This window comes from Ignavibacteriota bacterium (genome assembly GCA_016218045.1).
Lineage (GTDB): Bacteria > Bacteroidota > Ignavibacteria > SZUA-365 > SZUA-365 > JACRFB01.
Window position 1 is genome coordinate 74,602 of sequence record JACRFB010000072.1, and the last position, 16,091, is coordinate 90,692.

Here is a 16,091-nt window from a genome sequence, read left to right on the forward strand (position 1 = left end):
CTCTCGATGATCCGTTACCAAATCCTGCACAGGACTTCGCCACCGACGTGCTGCCCGCGGGCCTGCGCGTCTGTCATCACGCCCTTGGGCGTGGAGACGATAGTCAACCCGAGCCCGTTGAGGGTGCGGGGCAGCTCGTCCACTCCGGAGTACTTGCGAAGGCCGGGCGTACTGATACGCTCGAGTCCGGATATCGCCGAGCGGCCGTCGGAGTACTTGAGATAAATTTTGATCGCGCCCTGAACCGCGTGCTCAATGACGGAATATCCGGCAATGTAGCCCTGCTCGTACAGGATGTGCGTGATGCTTTTCTTCACCAGCGACGCAGGGATCGTGACCGATTTGTGGCGGGCACGAACGGCATTGCGGATGCGTGTGAGGTAGTCGGCAATCGGGTCTGTCATGGTCTCTTTTCCGTTCCTGGGTTGTTCCGTTCCTGAATGAACCTGCGCTTACCAGCTCGCCTTTCGGACGCCGGGGATCAACCCCTGAAGCGCGAGCTCGCGGAAACAGAGACGGCACAAGCCGAACTTTCTGTAATACGCGCGCGCGCGTCCGCAACGCTGGCAGCGTGTGTACTCCCGGACGGGAAATTTCTGTTTCCGCTTCTGCTTGACTCGCAAGGATAAACGCGCCACGATGAATTCCTCTGTTTAATCCGTATTGGCGATGGATGATGTCAGGCGACTTCCTTTTTCCGGAACGGGAGGCCGAAGGCCTGCAACAAGGCCATTGCTTCCTCGTCGGTCTTCGCCGAGGTCACGATGGTGATGTCCATTCCGAAAATCCGGCTGATCTTGTCGACGTCGATTTCGGGGAAAATGATCTGTTCCTTCACACCGAGCGTGTAATTGCCGCGCCCGTCGAAGGATTTGTCGGACACGCCGCGGAAATCGCGGATGCGCGGGATCGCCGTCCCGATAAAGCGGTCGAGGAATTCATACATGCGCGCGCGACGCAACGTGACGCGCACGCCGATCTGCATACCTTCTCGCAGCTTGAAATTCGAGATGCTCTTTTTCGCCTTCGTGATGACCGGCTTCTGACCACAGATCTGTTCGAGATCGTTCAACGCCTGGTCGAGAAGCTTTGCATCCTGCACTGCGTCACCGACGCCCATGTTCAGGGAGATCTTTTCGAGTTCCGGCACCTGCATCACGCTCGAGTAGCCGAAGCGCTTCATCAGCTCGGGCACGATGGTCGTTTTATACCGCTCGAAGAGACGGGGAGTTCCCGAAGGATCGTCGCCGTGCTCGACCTCTTTCTTCGTCTTTGCCGCGGGTTTTGCCGCAGCGGACTTTTTGTCTTTTTTGGTCTCAGCCATGATCGTAGTCTAGGGATTAGTCGATGGTTTCGCCGCTGGCGACGCTTCGGCGCACGAACTTGCTTTTGCCCGTCTTGTCGTCGATGATCTGGGCCTTGCCGACGCGCGTCGGTGTGTTCGACTTTGGATCGAGAAGCATCACGTTGGATACGTGAATGGGTGCTTCCTGGCGCGTGATGGCGCCCTGAGGGTTCGTCTGCGAGGGCCGGCGATGACGGCTCACGAGATTCACACCTTCCACGATGATCCGCTGCTTTTCGGGGAACACACGCAGCACCTTGCCGGTCTTGCCCTTCGAATTGCCGGCAATGATCATCACCATGTCGTTTTTCTTGATATTCATGAGAACTCTTCCTGTGTCTTGCGGGCGTGTCAGAGAACCTCGTTCGCGAGCGAAACGATTTTCATGAACTGTTTTTCACGAAGTTCGCGGGCGACCGGTCCGAAAATGCGGGTACCGCGCGGTTCGAGGTTCTGATTGATGAGCACCGCGGCGTTTTCATCGAAGCGGATGTAGGAACCGTCCGGACGGCGGTATTCCTTCTTCGTGCGCACGATGACGGCCTTCGACACTTCGCCCTTCTTCACGCCGCCGCCGGGGATGGCGGACTTCACGGAGACGACGATCACATCACCCACCGTGGCGTAGCGACGGCCTGAACCGCCGAGTACGCGGATGCAACGGATACGTTTTGCGCCGGAATTATCGGCTGCGACGAGATTGGTTTCTTCCTGGATCATGATTCGGCCCCTCCTTAGCGTGCACGTTCGACGATTCGAACCAGGCGCCAGCGTTTGTGCCGGCTCAGGGGACGCGTCTCCATGATGAGTACCTTGTCGCCCAATGCGGCAGTTTCGTGTTCATCGTGTGCAAGAAACTTCTTCGTTTTCTTGAAGTACTTCCTGTACAGAGGATGCGGCACCTGGCGCTCGATGGAGACGGTGATCGTCTTGTTCATTTTCGTCGAAACGACGATGCCGGTCCGCGTCTTGCGGAAGGCGCGTTTTTCTGTCGTGGTGGCGGTCTCGGGTGCCATGGTTACTTCTCTTCTCCGCTGCTTTTCCGTTCGCTCAGCACCGTCTGCATGCGCGCGATGTCGCGGCGCAGGATACGGATCTGTGCGGTGTTGGTGAGCTGGCTCGTGGAGACCTGGAAACGCATGCGCGCGAGATTTTCCTCTTCCTGCGTGAGGCGTTCCAGCAGCTCCGGCGTGGGCATTTGTCGTATTTCTGTGGCTTTCATCTTGCGATCGGTCCTATTATTCGCCGACGTAATCGGGGCGCGTGACGATCTTCGTTTTAAGGGGCAGCTTGTGCGCCGCGAGGCGTAGCGCTTCGTGAGCGAGCTTGGACGTCACGCCGCCCACCTCGAACATCACACGACCCGGTTTCACAACGGCCACCCAGAATTCGGGCGCGCCCTTACCTTTTCCCATACGAGTTTCGAGCGGCTTCTTCGAAACGGGCTTGTCGGGGAAAATGCGGATCCAAACCTGTCCGTCGCGCTTCATCGTGCGGTTGAGAGCAACACGCGCCGCTTCGATCTGACGGCTGGTGATCCAGCCCGGCTCCAGGGCCTTGATTCCAAATGATCCGAAGGCGATGCTCGAGCCGCGGAACGCTTTACCGCTCATGCGGCCGCGCTGCGCCTTGCGGAATTTTACTCTTTTCGGCATTAACATGGGTTGATTCCTCGCTTTCCTGTGCCTTGCTCCGCGCCTTTATCGCGTCGCGGTCCCGGCAAATCTGTTCCCGATCACGTCGCCCTTGCAGATCCACACCTTCACGCCGATCGAGCCGTAGACGGTCTGGGCCGTGGTGACGGCATAGTCGATATCGGCGCGCAGCGTGTGCAGTGGAATGCGCCCGTCCTTGTACTGCTCCGTGCGCGACATTTCCGCACCGCCGAGTCGGCCGGCGCACATGACACGCACGCCTTCGGCGCCCATGCGCATCGCCGACGTAATCGCGGCTTTCATCGCGCGGCGAAACGACACGCGGCCCTCGAGCTGCGTGGCGATATTCTCCGCCACCAGATAGGCATCGAGTTCCGGACGCTTGATCTCGGAGATCAGGATTTTGACATCCTTATTCGTCACTTTCTTCAGTTCTTCCTCAAGCTGCGCGATTTCCTTGCCGCTCTTGCCGATGACAACGCCCGGCCGAGAAGTGTGGATGGCCAGTACGACGCGCTTCGGCGTCCGCTCGATGACCACGCGCGAAATGCCCGCCTTCTTGAGGCGATTCCGGATATAATTCCGGATCATGAGATCTTCTTCCAGTTTGGAAGCGAAAGTGCGCTCTTCGTACCAGTTCGCGTCCCATTCCCGGACGATGCCCAATCGGAGACCGACCGGATGTGTCTTCTGACCCAAGGATCCTCCTGATGCCTACTCTTTTTCGGAAACGACGATTGTAAGATGATTTGTCCGTTTGCGGACCCGGTACGCGCGGCCCATCGGAGCCGGCAGTACACGTTTCGCCATGGGGCCGCCGTCCACCATCACCGTTTTAACGAAGACGTTGTGCGGATCGAGACGCCCGGTGTCCTTCGCATTCTGGAGATTTGCGATGGCCGAACGAAGTGTTACCTCGCACACCTTTGAAGCGTGCTTGGGCGAAAAGTGCAGAATGTTGATTGCATCCTCGACGTTCCTGCCACGGATCAGGTCAGCGACAAGCCGCATTTTTCGCGGCGAGCCGGGGATGAATCTCTTTATTGCGCGTGCTTCCAATGCCATTGTGCCACCTGATTAACGGGATGCTTTTTCTGCTTTTGTTCCGGGATGCCCGCGAAAAATGCGGGTGGGTGCGAACTCGCCGAGCTTGTGCCCGATCATGTTTTCCTGCACGTACACCGGAATGAACTTGTTGCCGTTGTGCACCGCGAAGGTATGCCCGATAAAATCGGGCGGAATGGTCGAACGACGCGCCCAAGTCTTCACGACGCGCTTCTGATTCGTGGCGTTGAGCTGCTCCACCTTCGCGAACAGCTTCTCGTCCACAAACGGACCTTTCTTGAGTGAACGAGCCATTACTTCTTCTTCCGCGACTTGATGATATACTTGTTGGACTGATTCTTCTTCTTGCGTGTCTTCTGACCCTTGGCGTACAGACCCCAAGGCGACACGGGATGCTGGCGGCCGCCGCCGGATTTGGACTTGCCCTCGCCGCCACCCATCGGGTGATCGACCGGGTTCATCGCCATACCGCGGGTCTGCGGACGCACGCCAAGCCAGCGCATGCGGCCGGCCTTGCCGTAGCTGATGTTCTCGTGATCGCTGTTGCTCACTATGCCGATGGTAGCCATGCAGTTCATACGCACCATGCGCACTTCGCCGCTCGGGAGACGCACCTGCGCGTACTCGCCTTCCTTCGCAACGATCTGAGCCGAATTGCCCGCGCTACGCGCGATCTGGCCACCCTTGCCGGGCTTCAGCTCGATGTTGTGAATGAAGGTGCCCAGCGGAATGTTCTGGAGCGGCAACGTATTGCCATCCTTGATTTCCGCGGTCGGACCCGATTCGATCACTTCACCCACGCGCAGCGACTGCGGCGCAAGAATGTACCGCTTGTCGCCGTCCTTGTAGGTCACGAGAGCGATGCGCGCCGAGCGGTTCGGATCGTATTCTATGGTCGTCACCGTTCCGGGAACGCCGATCTTGTTGCGCTTGAAATCGATGATGCGATACATGCGCTTGTGACCGCCGCCGCGATGGCGCGAGGTGATGCGGCCCTTCGCGTTGCGGCCACCGCTCTTGGAGAGCGGAGCGAGCAGCGATTTTTCGGGCGTGCTTCGCGTCAATTCCTCGAACGTCGCGATAGAATAATATCGCGTCGCGGGAGTCATCGGTCGTAATTTTCGTATAGCCACGGTTATATCCTCTGCAATCTGGATCGTAATTGACCGCTTATCCCTCGAGCAACTCGATGGTCTGGCCTTCCGCCAGTGTGACAATCGCCTTCTTCCACGAGGCGCGGTTTCCGGAGAAACGGCCCTTGCGCGTGAAGTGCACCTTGGTCTTTCCGCGATAGCGGATAGTCCGGACGCTCGTGACACTCACGGAAAAGCGCTTCTCGATCGCCTTTGCGATCTCGATCTTGTTGGAATCGATGGCGACTTCGAACGCGTACTGGCGCTTCTCGCCCAGCAGCGTCATCTTCTCCGTCAGTATCGGACGTTTGATGATGGTACTCATGCTCGCTCTTCCGTCCTAGATTCTGGTGAAGCTTGATTCGATGACAGGCAAGGCGCTCTTCTGAATCAGAAGCATCTGATTGTTCAGAATGTCGTAGGTGGACGCGCGCGAAGCCTCGACTATTTTCAAGGTTGCGATGTTCCGACCCGCGCGCCAGAGATTGGCGTCGTATGCGGGCACGATGAGCAGCGTCTTGCGCGCATCGAGGGAGAGCGCCTTCAGAATCGCGAATACTTCGCGCGTCTTCGGCTCATTCACCGTAAAATCGTCGATGACCATAAGCTGCTTGTCCTGCGCCTTCATGGCGTAGGCCGACTTGCGGGCGATCTGACGCACCTTCATCGGCAGCTTCATGCGATAGTCGCGCGGACGCGGTCCGAAAATCGTGCCGCCGCCAACCCACAATGGTGAACGTGAGGAACCCGCGCGTGCGGTACCGCGGCCCTTCTGTCGCCACGGCTTCTTGCCGCCGCCGCTGACGTCGGAACGTTCCTTGGTTTGATGTGTGCCCTGACGGCGATTCGCCAGATGAACGCGGACGGCCTGATAGACCACGTGCGCGTTGGGCTCGATTCCGAAGATCTCGTCGTTGAGCGAGATCTCCTGCCCCTGGCTTCCGTTTGTGCTGTAACTCTGCGCTTTCATGTTGATCCCGTTACGCCTGCTTATGAATCTCGAGGAGGCCCTGCTTCGCGCCGGGCACCGCGCCCTTGACCAGAATCACGTTCGATTCCGGGATCACGCGCACGACTTTCAAGTTCTTGTACGTGACACGCGCGTTACCCATGCGGCCCGCCATCCGCTGTCCGCGGAAAACACGGGACGGATAGGAGCTGGCGCCGATGGAACCGGGCGCACGAAGGCGGTCGCTCTGGCCGTGGGTCGTGCCACCGACACCGCCGAAGCCGTGACGACGCATGACGCCCTGGAAACCCTTGCCCTTCGACCTGCCCGCGATCGTGACCTTGTCGCCTTCGGCGAACATGCTCACGGTCACCGCGTCACCGGGATTCAACGAGCCCTGCTCGAAGCCCTTGAACTCGCGGATGTGCCGGGACGGCTGCAGATGCAGTTTCCGGAACTGGCCCATGGCCGGTTTCGTGACGTTCTTTTCCCGTCGCTCGCCGAAGCCCAACTGCACGGCATTATAGCCGTCCTTGTCCTTCGTGCGAATCTGCAACACGGTGCAGGGACCCGCTTCGATCACGGTACAGGGAATCATTTTCCCTTTCGCATCGAAGATGCTTGTCATTCCGAGTTTTTTTCCTAACAATCCAGGCATGGCTGGTCCGTCCGTCCTGATTACACCTTGATTTCCACATCAACGCCTGCGGGGAGTTCCAGCTTCATGAGGCTGTCCACCGTGCGCTGTGTGGAGTTGAAAATATCGATGAGCCGCTTGTGCGACCGTGTTTCAAACTGTTCGCGCGACTTCTTGTCGACGTGGGGCGAGCGGAGCACCGTGTATACTGATCGCTTCGTAGGAAGCGGAATCGGACCCGACACGACAGCGCCCGTCGATTTCACGGTCTTGATGATCTTCTCGGCCGATTTGTCGATGAGATGATGGTCGTACGACTTGAGCTTTATGCGAATTTTCTGCTGTGCCACGGGTGTTCCTGCTCTGTCTTCTGATGAAGATTGGCGGGCCGTTCGAACGACCCGCCAATCACATTCCTTTTCTTACTCGACAATCTTCGCGACGACGCCTGCGCCCACGGTACGGCCGCCTTCGCGCACGGCGAAACGGAGACCTTCTTCCATGGCGATCGGCGTGATGAGTTCCACGAGCATGCCGTCGACGTTGTCACCGGGCATGACCATTTCCGTGCCTTCGGGAAGCTGGACAACGCCAGTCACGTCGGTCGTACGGAAGTAGAACTGCGGACGGTAGTTGTTGAAGAACGGAGTGTGGCGGCCGCCTTCTTCTTTCTTCAACACGTACACCTGCGCGAGGAATTTCTTGTGCGGGGTGATGCTGCCCGGCTTCGCGATAACCATGCCGCGCTCGAGCTCGGTCTTGTCGACGCCGCGGAGAAGCAGACCGACGTTGTCACCGGCCATACCTTCTTCGAGTTCCTTGCGGAACATTTCAACGCCCGTCACGACGCTCTTCTTGTGGTGGCCGAGGCCGATCAGTTCGACTTCGTCCTGGACATGCACGCGACCGCGCTCGATACGACCGGTGCCCACGGTGCCGCGGCCGGTGATCGAGAACACGTCTTCGATCGACATCAGGAAGGGCTTGTCCACTTCGCGCTGCGGTATGGGGATGTAGCTGTCGCAGGCGGCCATGAGCTCGGTGATGCAGACGAAACGCTCGTCGGTGAGCGGGGTCGAAGCATCCGTACCGGCCTCGAGGGCGCGGAGCGCGCTGCCGCGCACTATGGGAATCTCATCGCCGGGGAATTCATACGAGCTGAGCAGTTCGCGAAGTTCGAGTTCGACGAGTTCCAGAAGCTCGGGATCGTCGACTGCGTCGACCTTGTTCATGAACACCACGATGCGGGGCACGCCCACCTGGCGGGCAAGAAGGATGTGCTCGCGGGTCTGCGGCATCGGGCCGTCGGTGGCCGCGACGACGAGGATCGCGCCGTCCATCTGCGCTGCGCCGGTGATCATGTTCTTGACGTAATCGGCGTGACCGGGACAGTCGACGTGCGCGTAGTGGCGCTCGGCCGTCTGGTACTCGACGTGCGCCGTCGCGATGGTGATACCGCGCTCACGCTCTTCGGGCGCGTTGTCGATGGAATCGAACGTGCGAACTTCCGAAAGACCCTGGCGGGAGAGTGTCATCGTGATGGCAGCCGTCAACGTGGTCTTGCCGTGATCGACGTGGCCGATGGTCCCAATGTTGACGTGGGGTTTCGTCCTTTCGAATTTCTCTTTTGCCATGGTGGTATAGCTCCTCTGACTGTCTGGTGTATTGTTGTGAACGAATTCTCTGGTGTGCCGACCGTTACTTGCTTGCCTTTTTGCCCTGGAACTTTTCGATGATCTGTTCCTGGATCGATTTCGGCACTTCTTCGTAGTGGCTGAAGTGCATGGTGTACAGGGCGCGGCCCTGCGAGATGGAGCGCAGCGTGGTCGCATACCCGAACATCTCGGATAACGGAACCAGCACTTTCACCACCTGCGCGTCGCTGCGCGTGCCCATGCCTTCAATACGGCCGCGCCGCGAATTGAGATCGCCCACAACATTCCCCATATACTCCTCGGGAGTGACGACCTCGACGGAGAATATCGGCTCCAAAATCACCGGCTCCGCCCTGCGAGCGGCTTCCTTGAACGCCATCGAACCGGCGATCTTGAAAGCCATTTCGGACGAGTCGACATCGTGATAGGAACCGTCGAACAGACGCACTTTGATGTCTTCCACCGGGTATCCGGCCAGCACGCCGTTGCGCATGGATTCGCGGATACCTTCGGACACTGCGGGAATATACTCGCGAGGAATGACGCCGCCGACGATGCCGTCGATGAACTCGTATCCCTTGCCCTTTTCGTTGGGCTCCATTTCGATCCATACATGACCGAACTGGCCGCGGCCGCCGCTCTGGCGCACAAACTTGCCCTCGGCCTCCACCTTCTTGCGGATGGATTCACGGTACGCAACCTGCGGCTTGCCGACATTGGCCTCGACACCGAACTCACGCTTCATGCGGTCGATGAGAATTTCCAAATGCAGCTCGCCCATGCCGCTGATGATGGTCTGGCCTGTCTCCTGGTCGGAACGGACCTTGAACGTCGGATCCTCGTCGGCGAGCTTCTGAATGGCCTCGGAGAGATGCTCCTGATCGGCCTTTGTTTTCGGCTCGATGGCGATGTCGATCACGGGATCCGGGAATTCCATTTTTTCGAGCACGATGGGATCACCCTGATCACACAGCGTGTCGCCGGTCTTCGTGAACTTGAGTCCGATCGCCGCGCAGATGTCGCCCGTGTAGGCGGTTTCCACGTCCTCGCGATGGTTCGCATGCATGCGAAGGATGCGCCCGATACGCTCTTTTTTGCCGGAAATCGAATTGTACACGTAGGAACCGGCGTTGACCGCCCCGCTGTACACACGGAAAAAGATCAATTTTCCCACGTACGGATCGGTGGCTACCTTGAATGCGAGGGCCGAGAATTTCTCATCATCGGCGGGACGACGCTCGACGTGATCGGTCAGATTCACGTGATGACCGATGGTCGTACCGACGTCGGTAGGCGACGGGAGGAACTCGACGATGGAATCGAGCAACCGCTGCACGCCCTTGTTCTTGAAGGACGAACCGCAGGTCACGGGCACGATTTTCATCTGTATCGTCGCCTCGCGGAGAACACGCATGATCTCGGTCGGGCTGATCTCCTCGCCGTCGAGGTACTTCACGAGCAGCGAGTCGTCGACGTCGGCCACGGCTTCGAGCATCTTCGTGCGATACTCGTGCGCGGCAGACTGCAGGTCGGTCGGTATGGGAATCTCGTCCCAGGTGTTGCCGAAGCTCTCTTCGTGGTAGATACGCGCCTGCATCGTGATGAGGTCGAGCGTGCCGACGAAGGTTTCACCCTGTCCGATGGGAAGATCTATGGGGATGGCGTTTGCGCCGAGACGCTGGCGCATCATTTCCACGGCGTGATAAAAATCGGCGCCGACACGGTCCATCTTGTTGACGAAGGCGAGACGCGGCACACGGTACTTATCCGCCTGACGCCAGACGGTTTCCGACTGCGGCTCAACACCTCCAACGGCGCAGAACAGCGCCACGGCGCCGTCGAGCACACGGAGTGAGCGCTCGACCTCGACGGTGAAGTCGACATGACCCGGTGTATCGATGATATTGATACGGTTGTTGCGCCAGAAGCACGTGGTTGCGGCACTCGTGATCGTGATGCCGCGCTCCTTTTCCTGCTCCATCCAGTCCATCGTGGCAGCGCCGTCATGCACCTCGCCCATGCGGTGCAGCACGCCCGTATAGAACAGGATGCGCTCCGTCGTGGTGGTTTTCCCTGCATCGATATGCGCCATGATACCGATGTTGCGGGTCTTTTCGAGTGTGAATTCGCGCTTTGCCATGGAGGGTGTTTCAGTTCGGGGAGCTGGCGTCCGGGTTTACCACTTGAAATGAGCGAACGCCTTGTTGGCCTCAGCCATACGGTGTACGTCGTCTTTTTTCTTGATTGCCCCGCCTTCGTTGTTGGCGGCGGCGATGAGTTCGGCTGCGAGACGGCGCGTCATCGACTTGTCGGCGCGCGACCGGGATGCATTCAGAAGCCAGCGGATCGCGAGGGCGGTGCGGCGCTCAGCGCGCACTTCCATCGGGACCTGGTACGTGGCACCGCCGACTCGGCGGGCGCGGACTTCGATCAAGGGCTGCGCGTTGAACACGGCCTTGCGGAAAATCTCGTACCCGGGCTGCTTTGTACGCTCCTCGATCACATCAAACGCGCTGTACAGAATGCGCTGCGCGGTCGTCTTCTTGCCCTGCAACTGCAGGTTATTGATGAACCGCGACACGAGGGTGTCGTTGAATTTCGGGTCTGGCGTAAGTATCCTGCGTTCTGCGCGTTTCTTTCTCATGACAAGTGTCCGATGGTGTGTCGATGGACGAGGATTACTATTTGGGTCTCTTCGCGCCGTACTTCGAACGCGCCTGTTTCCGGTTCTGCACGCCCTGTGTGTCGAGGGTGCCACGGATGATGTGGTAGCGCACGCCCGGAAGGTCCTTCACACGGCCGCCACGAATCAGGACGATCGAGTGCTCCTGAAGGTTGTGGCCTTCACCGGGGATGTACGCGGTCACCTCAATGCCGTTGGAAAGACGGACGCGGGCAACCTTGCGGAGCGCCGAGTTCGGCTTCTTGGGTGTTGTCGTATAGACACGCGTGCAGACGCCGCGCTTCTGGGGGCACGATTGCAGGGCCGGGGCCTTGCTTTTTACCGTGACCACTTCGCGGCCTTTTCGGATGAGTTGACTGATCGTCGGCACTGATGAAACCTTCGTTCGTTGAATGGCGGAAAAATGCGTTGGAGTCGAAAAAAACTCGCAAGAGCTTATTAACGTAAGAATTTTTCGTGAAAATGTCAAGAGGGATGGTACGATTCCGTCCCCCGTTCCCTAAAAAGAGCCGTAGATAAGGGCTTGGGCTCAGAAAAAAAAGAAACGCGGGGCAAATTTCGCGAAAAATCCGCCCCGCGTCTCTCGTTATTTCGCGGTAACGAATTCCTCCGCTTCCACGAGGCTATCCATTTCCTCGTCCGCCGAGACAACCACGATGTTCTTGAATTTCTTCAAGCCCGTGCCCGCCGGAATGAGGTGACCGATGATGACGTTCTCCTTCAGGCCCATCAGATTGTCCTCTTTGGCCTCAATGGCGGCCTCTGTGAGCACTTTCGTGGTCTCCTGGAAGGATGCTGCGGAAATGAAGCTTTCGGTCGTCAGCGAGGCCTGGGTGATGCCCAGAAGGATCGGTTCGTAGCTCGCGGGCTCCGGATCGCGGTAGTCCGCACCTTCCTTGCCCTTCTTCTTGAGCTCGAGATTGATTTCCCGGATCTTCTTCTTGGGAACAATCTGGCCGCGCTTGTATTTCGAGTCGTTCTTCGCCGTGATGATGACCTTGTCCGCGAGTTCCTGGTTGGTTTCCACCACGCGGAAACGCTCGACAACATCACCCTCGAGGAAGCGTGTATCACCAGGGTTGATCATGCGCACCTTCTGCAACATCTGGCGGACGATGATCTCGATGTGTTTGTCGTTGATCTTCACGCCCTGCATGCGGTACACTTCCTGGATTTCATTCACCAGGTATTCCTGCACCGCACCGGCGCCCTTGATGCGCAGGATGTCGTGCGGATTCACCGCGCCGTCGGTGAGCGGCTCGCCCGCGCGCACGTGGTCGTAGAGCTGCACAAGCACGTGGCGGCCGATGGGAGCGAGATATGTGCGGATGTCGGAACCGTCGTGACTGGTCACGATAATTTCGCGGGAGCCGCGTTTCATCGCACCGAAATTCACAACGCCGTCGATCTCGCTGACGATGGAAGGATTCTGCGGACTGCGCGCCTCGAAGAGTTCGGTCACGCGGGGCAGACCGCCCGTGATATCGCGCGTCTTTCCGATCTCGCGCGGAATCTTGACGAGCACGGTACCGGCAACAACGTTCTGGCCGTTTTCGACGGTAAGGTGCGCGCGCACGGGGGTGTTGTACGACACAAGCACGTTGCCTTTGGAATCGGCGATCTGAATCATGGGATTCAACGCCTTGTCCTTCGTGTCGGTTACGACTTTCTGGATGTGGCCCGTCTGTTCGTCGGGTTCCTCGCGGTACGTGCGTCCTTCGAAGAGATCCGCGAACTGCACCACGCCGTCGTGTTCGGCGATGATGGTTGCATTGTAGGGATCCCATTCGTACAGCACTTCGCCCTTCGCCACGCTGCGACCTTCGTTGACCACGATGGACGCACCGTAGGGTACGTCGTATTTCGAGATTACGCGGTTGTCGGGATCGAGGATGTTGATCACGCCGTTGCGATTGACCGCGATGTACTTCTCCTCATCCTCGTCGGAATGCGTGACGTACTTGAGGCCTTCGAACTGCACGCGTCCCTCGAAACGTGTCGAGATCTGCGACTGCGCCGCGATGCGGCTTGCAGTACCGCCGATGTGGAAGGTACGCAGGGTAAGCTGCGTGCCCGGCTCGCCGATCGACTGCGCGGCGATGATACCGACGGCCTCGCCCACGTCGACCAGACGGCTCGACGTGAGGTTGCGTCCGTAACAACGCGCGCAGACGCCGCGCTTGGCTTCACAGGTGAGAGCGGAACGGATGACCACGGATTCGATCGATGTGCGCGCGATGGCTCCTGCGCGGTCTTCATCGATCATTTCACCGGCGCTGACGAGCAGTTCGCCGGACAGCGGTTCGCGAACGTCGAGCAGCGACACGCGCCCGAGTATGCGCTCGTGCAGTGGCTCCTTGATGTCCTCGCCTTCCTTCAAAGCTTCGACGCTCACACCACGGATTGTGTTGCAGTCGAACTCGGTCACGGCCATGTCCTGCGCCACGTCAACGAGACGACGCGTGAGGTATCCCGCATCGGCGGTCTTGAGAGCCGTGTCGGCGAGACCCTTGCGCGCACCGTGTGTCGAGATGAAGTACTCGAGAATGGAGAGACCGTCGCGGAAGTTCGCGGTGATCGGGTTCTCGATGATTTCACCCGTCTGACCGGTGAGTGTCTTCTGCGGCTTCGCCATCAGACCGCGCATACCGGCAAGCTGGCGCACCTGTTCCTTCGAACCACGGGCGCCGGAGTCCATCATCATGTACAGCGAGTTGAATCCGTTCTGGCTGTTCTGCAACGTGTCGAAGAGTTTGTCCGCGACGCGGTTCGTCGTGCGCGTCCAGATGTCGATCACCTTGTTGTAGCGTTCGCCGTTCGTGATGAAACCGCGCTGATACTGCTGCATGATCTTTTCGACATCGGACTGCGCCTTGTCGATGAGCACGTTTTTCTCATCCGGAATTTCCACGTCGGAGATGCTGATGGACAGCCCGCCGGCAGTCGCGTATCCGAATCCGAGATCCTTGAGATCGTCGAGGAAACGCACGGTGCGCAGATTGCCGAGGCGGTGGAAAATGCCTCCGATGATCTGCACAAGACGGCGCTTCGTCAGCAGTTCGTTGATGAACCCGATCTCGGCGGGCACGATGCGGTTGAAGATGATGCGACCCATGGTCGTGTCCACCATCTGCTGCGCGCGACCGTCGCGACGCAATTCGACCGGCACCGCCACGCGCACTTTCACGCGGGCATGCAGACCGACGCGTTTCTGGTCGTACGCGATGACGGCTTCATCCATCGACGAAAACACCTTGCCCTCGCCACGATCGCCCGGAAGCGCCTTGGTCAGGTAATAACACCCGAGCACGATTTCCTGGTTCGGGATCGCGATCGGCGCGCCGTTCTGCGGCGAGAGGATGTTGTGCGCGGAGAGGATGAGGATCATCGCCTCGAGCTGTGCGTCGAACGAGAGCGGGACGTGTACGGCCATCTGATCGCCGTCGAAGTCGGCGTTGAACGCGGTACAGACCAGCGGATGCAGACGGATCGCCTTACCTTCCACGAGCAGCGGCTGGAAGGCCTGAATGCCCAGGCGGTGCAGCGTCGGTGCGCGGTTCAGAAGCACCGGATGGCCGTCGATGATCTTCTCGAGAATATCCCAGACTTCCGGACCTTTTTTGTCCACAACTTTCTTCGCGCTCTTCACGGTCTTCACGATACCGCGTTCGATGAGCTTGCGGATGATGAAGGGCTTGAACAGCTCCACCGCCATGTCCTTCGGCAGACCGCACTGATGCAGCTTCATCTCGGGACCGACCACGATCACCGAACGGCCGGAGTAGTCGACGCGCTTGCCGAGAAGGTTCTGACGGAAGCGCCCCTGCTTGCCCTTAAGCATGTCGGAAAGCGATTTGAGCGCGCGGTTGTTCTCGCTGCGCACGGAGTTCACGCGGCGGCTGTTGTCGAACAGCGAGTCGACGGCCTCCTGAAGCATGCGCTTTTCGTTGCGGAGGATCACCTCAGGCGCCTTGATGTCGATGAGGCGTTTGAGTCGGTTGTTGCGGATGATCACGCGGCGATAGAGATCGTTCAGATCGGAGGTTGCGAAACGTCCGCCTTCGAGAGGCACGAGCGGGCGCAGTTCGGGCGGGATCACGGGGATCACGTCGAGCACCATCCACTCGGGTTTGTTGCGCGGCTCGATCTCTTCGGTCATGAAGGCCGACACGACGCGCAGGCGTTTGATCGCTTCCTGCTTCTTCTGCTGCGAGGTCTCGACGCTGATCTGATAGCGCAAACGGTCGCCAAGCTTTTCGATGTTGATCAGGCGCAGGAGGCGCTTGATGGCGTCGCCGCCGATCAGCGCGATGAACTTGTTCGGGTCATCGTCGTCGAGATCCTGATTCGACGGATCGAGGCCCGCGAGGATGTCGAGGTACTCCTCTTCCGTCAACAGCGTGATGTCGTTGCGGAAAAGCGCCTTGTCGACTTTCTCGGGATCGTCGTCGTTGAGGATTTCATCGAGCGCGCCGAAGGGGCGCGGGAAACTCGTCGGACCAGGATTGATCACAACGTAATTCTCGTAGTAGATGATACGCTCGAGTTCCTTCGACGAAAGGCCGAGGATATTCGCGATCTTGCTGGGCAACGAACGGAAATACCAGATGTGCACGACGGGCACGGCCAGGGAGATATGGCCCATGCGCTCGCGGCGCACCGATTTCTGTGTCACCTCGACGCCGCAGCGGTCGCAGATGATGCCCTTGTAGCGGATACGTTTGTACTTGCCGCAATGGCATTCCCAATCGCGGACAGGACCGAATATTTTTTCGCAGAACAATCCGTCTTTTTCAGGACGGAAGGAGCGGTAATTGATCGTTTCGGGTTTGCTCACCTCGCCGTAGGAACGGGCGAGTATCGCATCGGACGATGCGAGGCTGATCGAGATCTTCGTGAAATTCTTCTTTACGGCGTCTTGTGTTTTAAACGGCATCGTCAGTCTCCAATCGGTTCTTCATTCATCACC

The 16,091-nt window shown here is 58.7% G+C and carries 21 protein-coding genes; all 21 read right to left on the reverse strand.

The genetic code is table 11. The annotated features are described in order from the left end of the window. Positions 1–14 precede the first annotated feature (14 nt). The 21 genes from rpsH to rpoC all read right to left on the reverse strand — a co-directional run bounded on the left by rpsH (position 15) and on the right by rpoC (position 16,058). The gene (gene rpsH / locus HY962_17405) at positions 15–404 is read right to left on the reverse strand and encodes a 30S ribosomal protein S8 (GenBank protein ID MBI5648713.1); all 390 of its coding nucleotides are present in this window, start codon (positions 402–404) and stop codon (positions 15–17) included. A gap of 48 nt (positions 405–452) precedes the next feature. Continuing rightward, a complete protein-coding gene (locus tag HY962_17410) occupies positions 453–638 on the reverse strand; it encodes a type Z 30S ribosomal protein S14 (GenBank protein MBI5648714.1) in 186 nt (61 codons plus the stop codon). 41 nt (positions 639–679) lie between these two features. Then, a complete protein-coding gene (gene rplE, locus HY962_17415; protein ID MBI5648715.1) occupies positions 680–1,324 on the reverse strand; it encodes a 50S ribosomal protein L5 in 645 nt (214 codons plus the stop codon). 16 nt (positions 1,325–1,340) lie between these two features. Continuing rightward, on the reverse strand, positions 1,341–1,667 hold the full coding sequence (rplX, locus tag HY962_17420) for a 50S ribosomal protein L24 (protein MBI5648716.1): 327 nt from the start codon (positions 1,665–1,667) through the stop codon (positions 1,341–1,343). A gap of 29 nt (positions 1,668–1,696) precedes the next feature. Continuing rightward, positions 1,697–2,065, reverse strand: a complete 369-nt coding sequence (rplN, locus tag HY962_17425) for a 50S ribosomal protein L14 (protein ID MBI5648717.1) — start codon at positions 2,063–2,065, stop codon at positions 1,697–1,699. A 14-nt stretch (positions 2,066–2,079) separates the two neighbouring features. Beyond that, a complete protein-coding gene (gene rpsQ, locus HY962_17430; GenBank protein ID MBI5648718.1) occupies positions 2,080–2,361 on the reverse strand; it encodes a 30S ribosomal protein S17 in 282 nt (93 codons plus the stop codon). A 2-nt stretch (positions 2,362–2,363) separates the two neighbouring features. Then, on the reverse strand, positions 2,364–2,567 hold the full coding sequence (gene rpmC / locus HY962_17435; protein ID MBI5648719.1) for a 50S ribosomal protein L29: 204 nt from the start codon (positions 2,565–2,567) through the stop codon (positions 2,364–2,366). A 16-nt stretch (positions 2,568–2,583) separates the two neighbouring features. Then, positions 2,584–3,006 (reverse strand): 50S ribosomal protein L16, encoded by a 423-nt coding sequence (rplP, locus tag HY962_17440; GenBank protein MBI5648720.1) that lies wholly within the window; start codon positions 3,004–3,006, stop codon positions 2,584–2,586. 39 nt (positions 3,007–3,045) lie between these two features. Then, on the reverse strand, positions 3,046–3,699 hold the full coding sequence (rpsC, locus tag HY962_17445; protein MBI5648721.1) for a 30S ribosomal protein S3: 654 nt from the start codon (positions 3,697–3,699) through the stop codon (positions 3,046–3,048). A 15-nt stretch (positions 3,700–3,714) separates the two neighbouring features. Next, positions 3,715–4,059 carry a 50S ribosomal protein L22 gene (gene rplV, locus HY962_17450; protein ID MBI5648722.1) on the reverse strand — a complete coding sequence of 115 codons (345 nt, stop codon included), beginning with the start codon at positions 4,057–4,059 and terminating at the stop codon, positions 3,715–3,717. An 18-nt stretch (positions 4,060–4,077) separates the two neighbouring features. Beyond that, on the reverse strand, positions 4,078–4,359 hold the full coding sequence (gene rpsS, locus HY962_17455) for a 30S ribosomal protein S19 (protein MBI5648723.1): 282 nt from the start codon (positions 4,357–4,359) through the stop codon (positions 4,078–4,080). Further along, positions 4,359–5,198, reverse strand: a complete 840-nt coding sequence (gene rplB / locus HY962_17460; GenBank protein MBI5648724.1) for a 50S ribosomal protein L2 — start codon at positions 5,196–5,198, stop codon at positions 4,359–4,361. Before rplB ends, rpsS begins: the two co-directional genes overlap by 1 nt. A gap of 37 nt (positions 5,199–5,235) precedes the next feature. Further along, positions 5,236–5,523, reverse strand: coding sequence for a 50S ribosomal protein L23 (gene rplW, locus HY962_17465; GenBank protein MBI5648725.1), 288 nt, complete (start codon positions 5,521–5,523; stop codon positions 5,236–5,238). A gap of 15 nt (positions 5,524–5,538) precedes the next feature. Then, positions 5,539–6,168: a 50S ribosomal protein L4 gene (rplD, locus tag HY962_17470; protein ID MBI5648726.1), complete on the reverse strand. Its 630-nt coding sequence runs from the start codon at positions 6,166–6,168 to the stop codon at positions 5,539–5,541. A 10-nt stretch (positions 6,169–6,178) separates the two neighbouring features. Further along, positions 6,179–6,805, reverse strand: coding sequence for a 50S ribosomal protein L3 (gene rplC, locus HY962_17475; protein ID MBI5648727.1), 627 nt, complete (start codon positions 6,803–6,805; stop codon positions 6,179–6,181). 20 nt (positions 6,806–6,825) lie between these two features. After that, entirely contained in the window at positions 6,826–7,134 is a 309-nt protein-coding gene (gene rpsJ / locus HY962_17480; protein MBI5648728.1) for a 30S ribosomal protein S10, read from the reverse strand. Between the two features lie 72 nt (positions 7,135–7,206). Further along, positions 7,207–8,418 carry an elongation factor Tu gene (gene tuf, locus HY962_17485; GenBank protein ID MBI5648729.1) on the reverse strand — a complete coding sequence of 404 codons (1,212 nt, stop codon included), beginning with the start codon at positions 8,416–8,418 and terminating at the stop codon, positions 7,207–7,209. A 64-nt stretch (positions 8,419–8,482) separates the two neighbouring features. Beyond that, positions 8,483–10,579, reverse strand: coding sequence for an elongation factor G (fusA, locus tag HY962_17490; GenBank protein ID MBI5648730.1), 2,097 nt, complete (start codon positions 10,577–10,579; stop codon positions 8,483–8,485). 36 nt (positions 10,580–10,615) lie between these two features. Continuing rightward, positions 10,616–11,083, reverse strand: coding sequence for a 30S ribosomal protein S7 (gene rpsG / locus HY962_17495; GenBank protein ID MBI5648731.1), 468 nt, complete (start codon positions 11,081–11,083; stop codon positions 10,616–10,618). A 37-nt stretch (positions 11,084–11,120) separates the two neighbouring features. Continuing rightward, positions 11,121–11,492 (reverse strand): 30S ribosomal protein S12, encoded by a 372-nt coding sequence (locus HY962_17500; GenBank protein ID MBI5648732.1) that lies wholly within the window; start codon positions 11,490–11,492, stop codon positions 11,121–11,123. A gap of 216 nt (positions 11,493–11,708) precedes the next feature. Beyond that, on the reverse strand, positions 11,709–16,058 hold the full coding sequence (gene rpoC / locus HY962_17505; protein MBI5648733.1) for a DNA-directed RNA polymerase subunit beta': 4,350 nt from the start codon (positions 16,056–16,058) through the stop codon (positions 11,709–11,711). Positions 16,059–16,091: the final 33 nt, after the last annotated feature.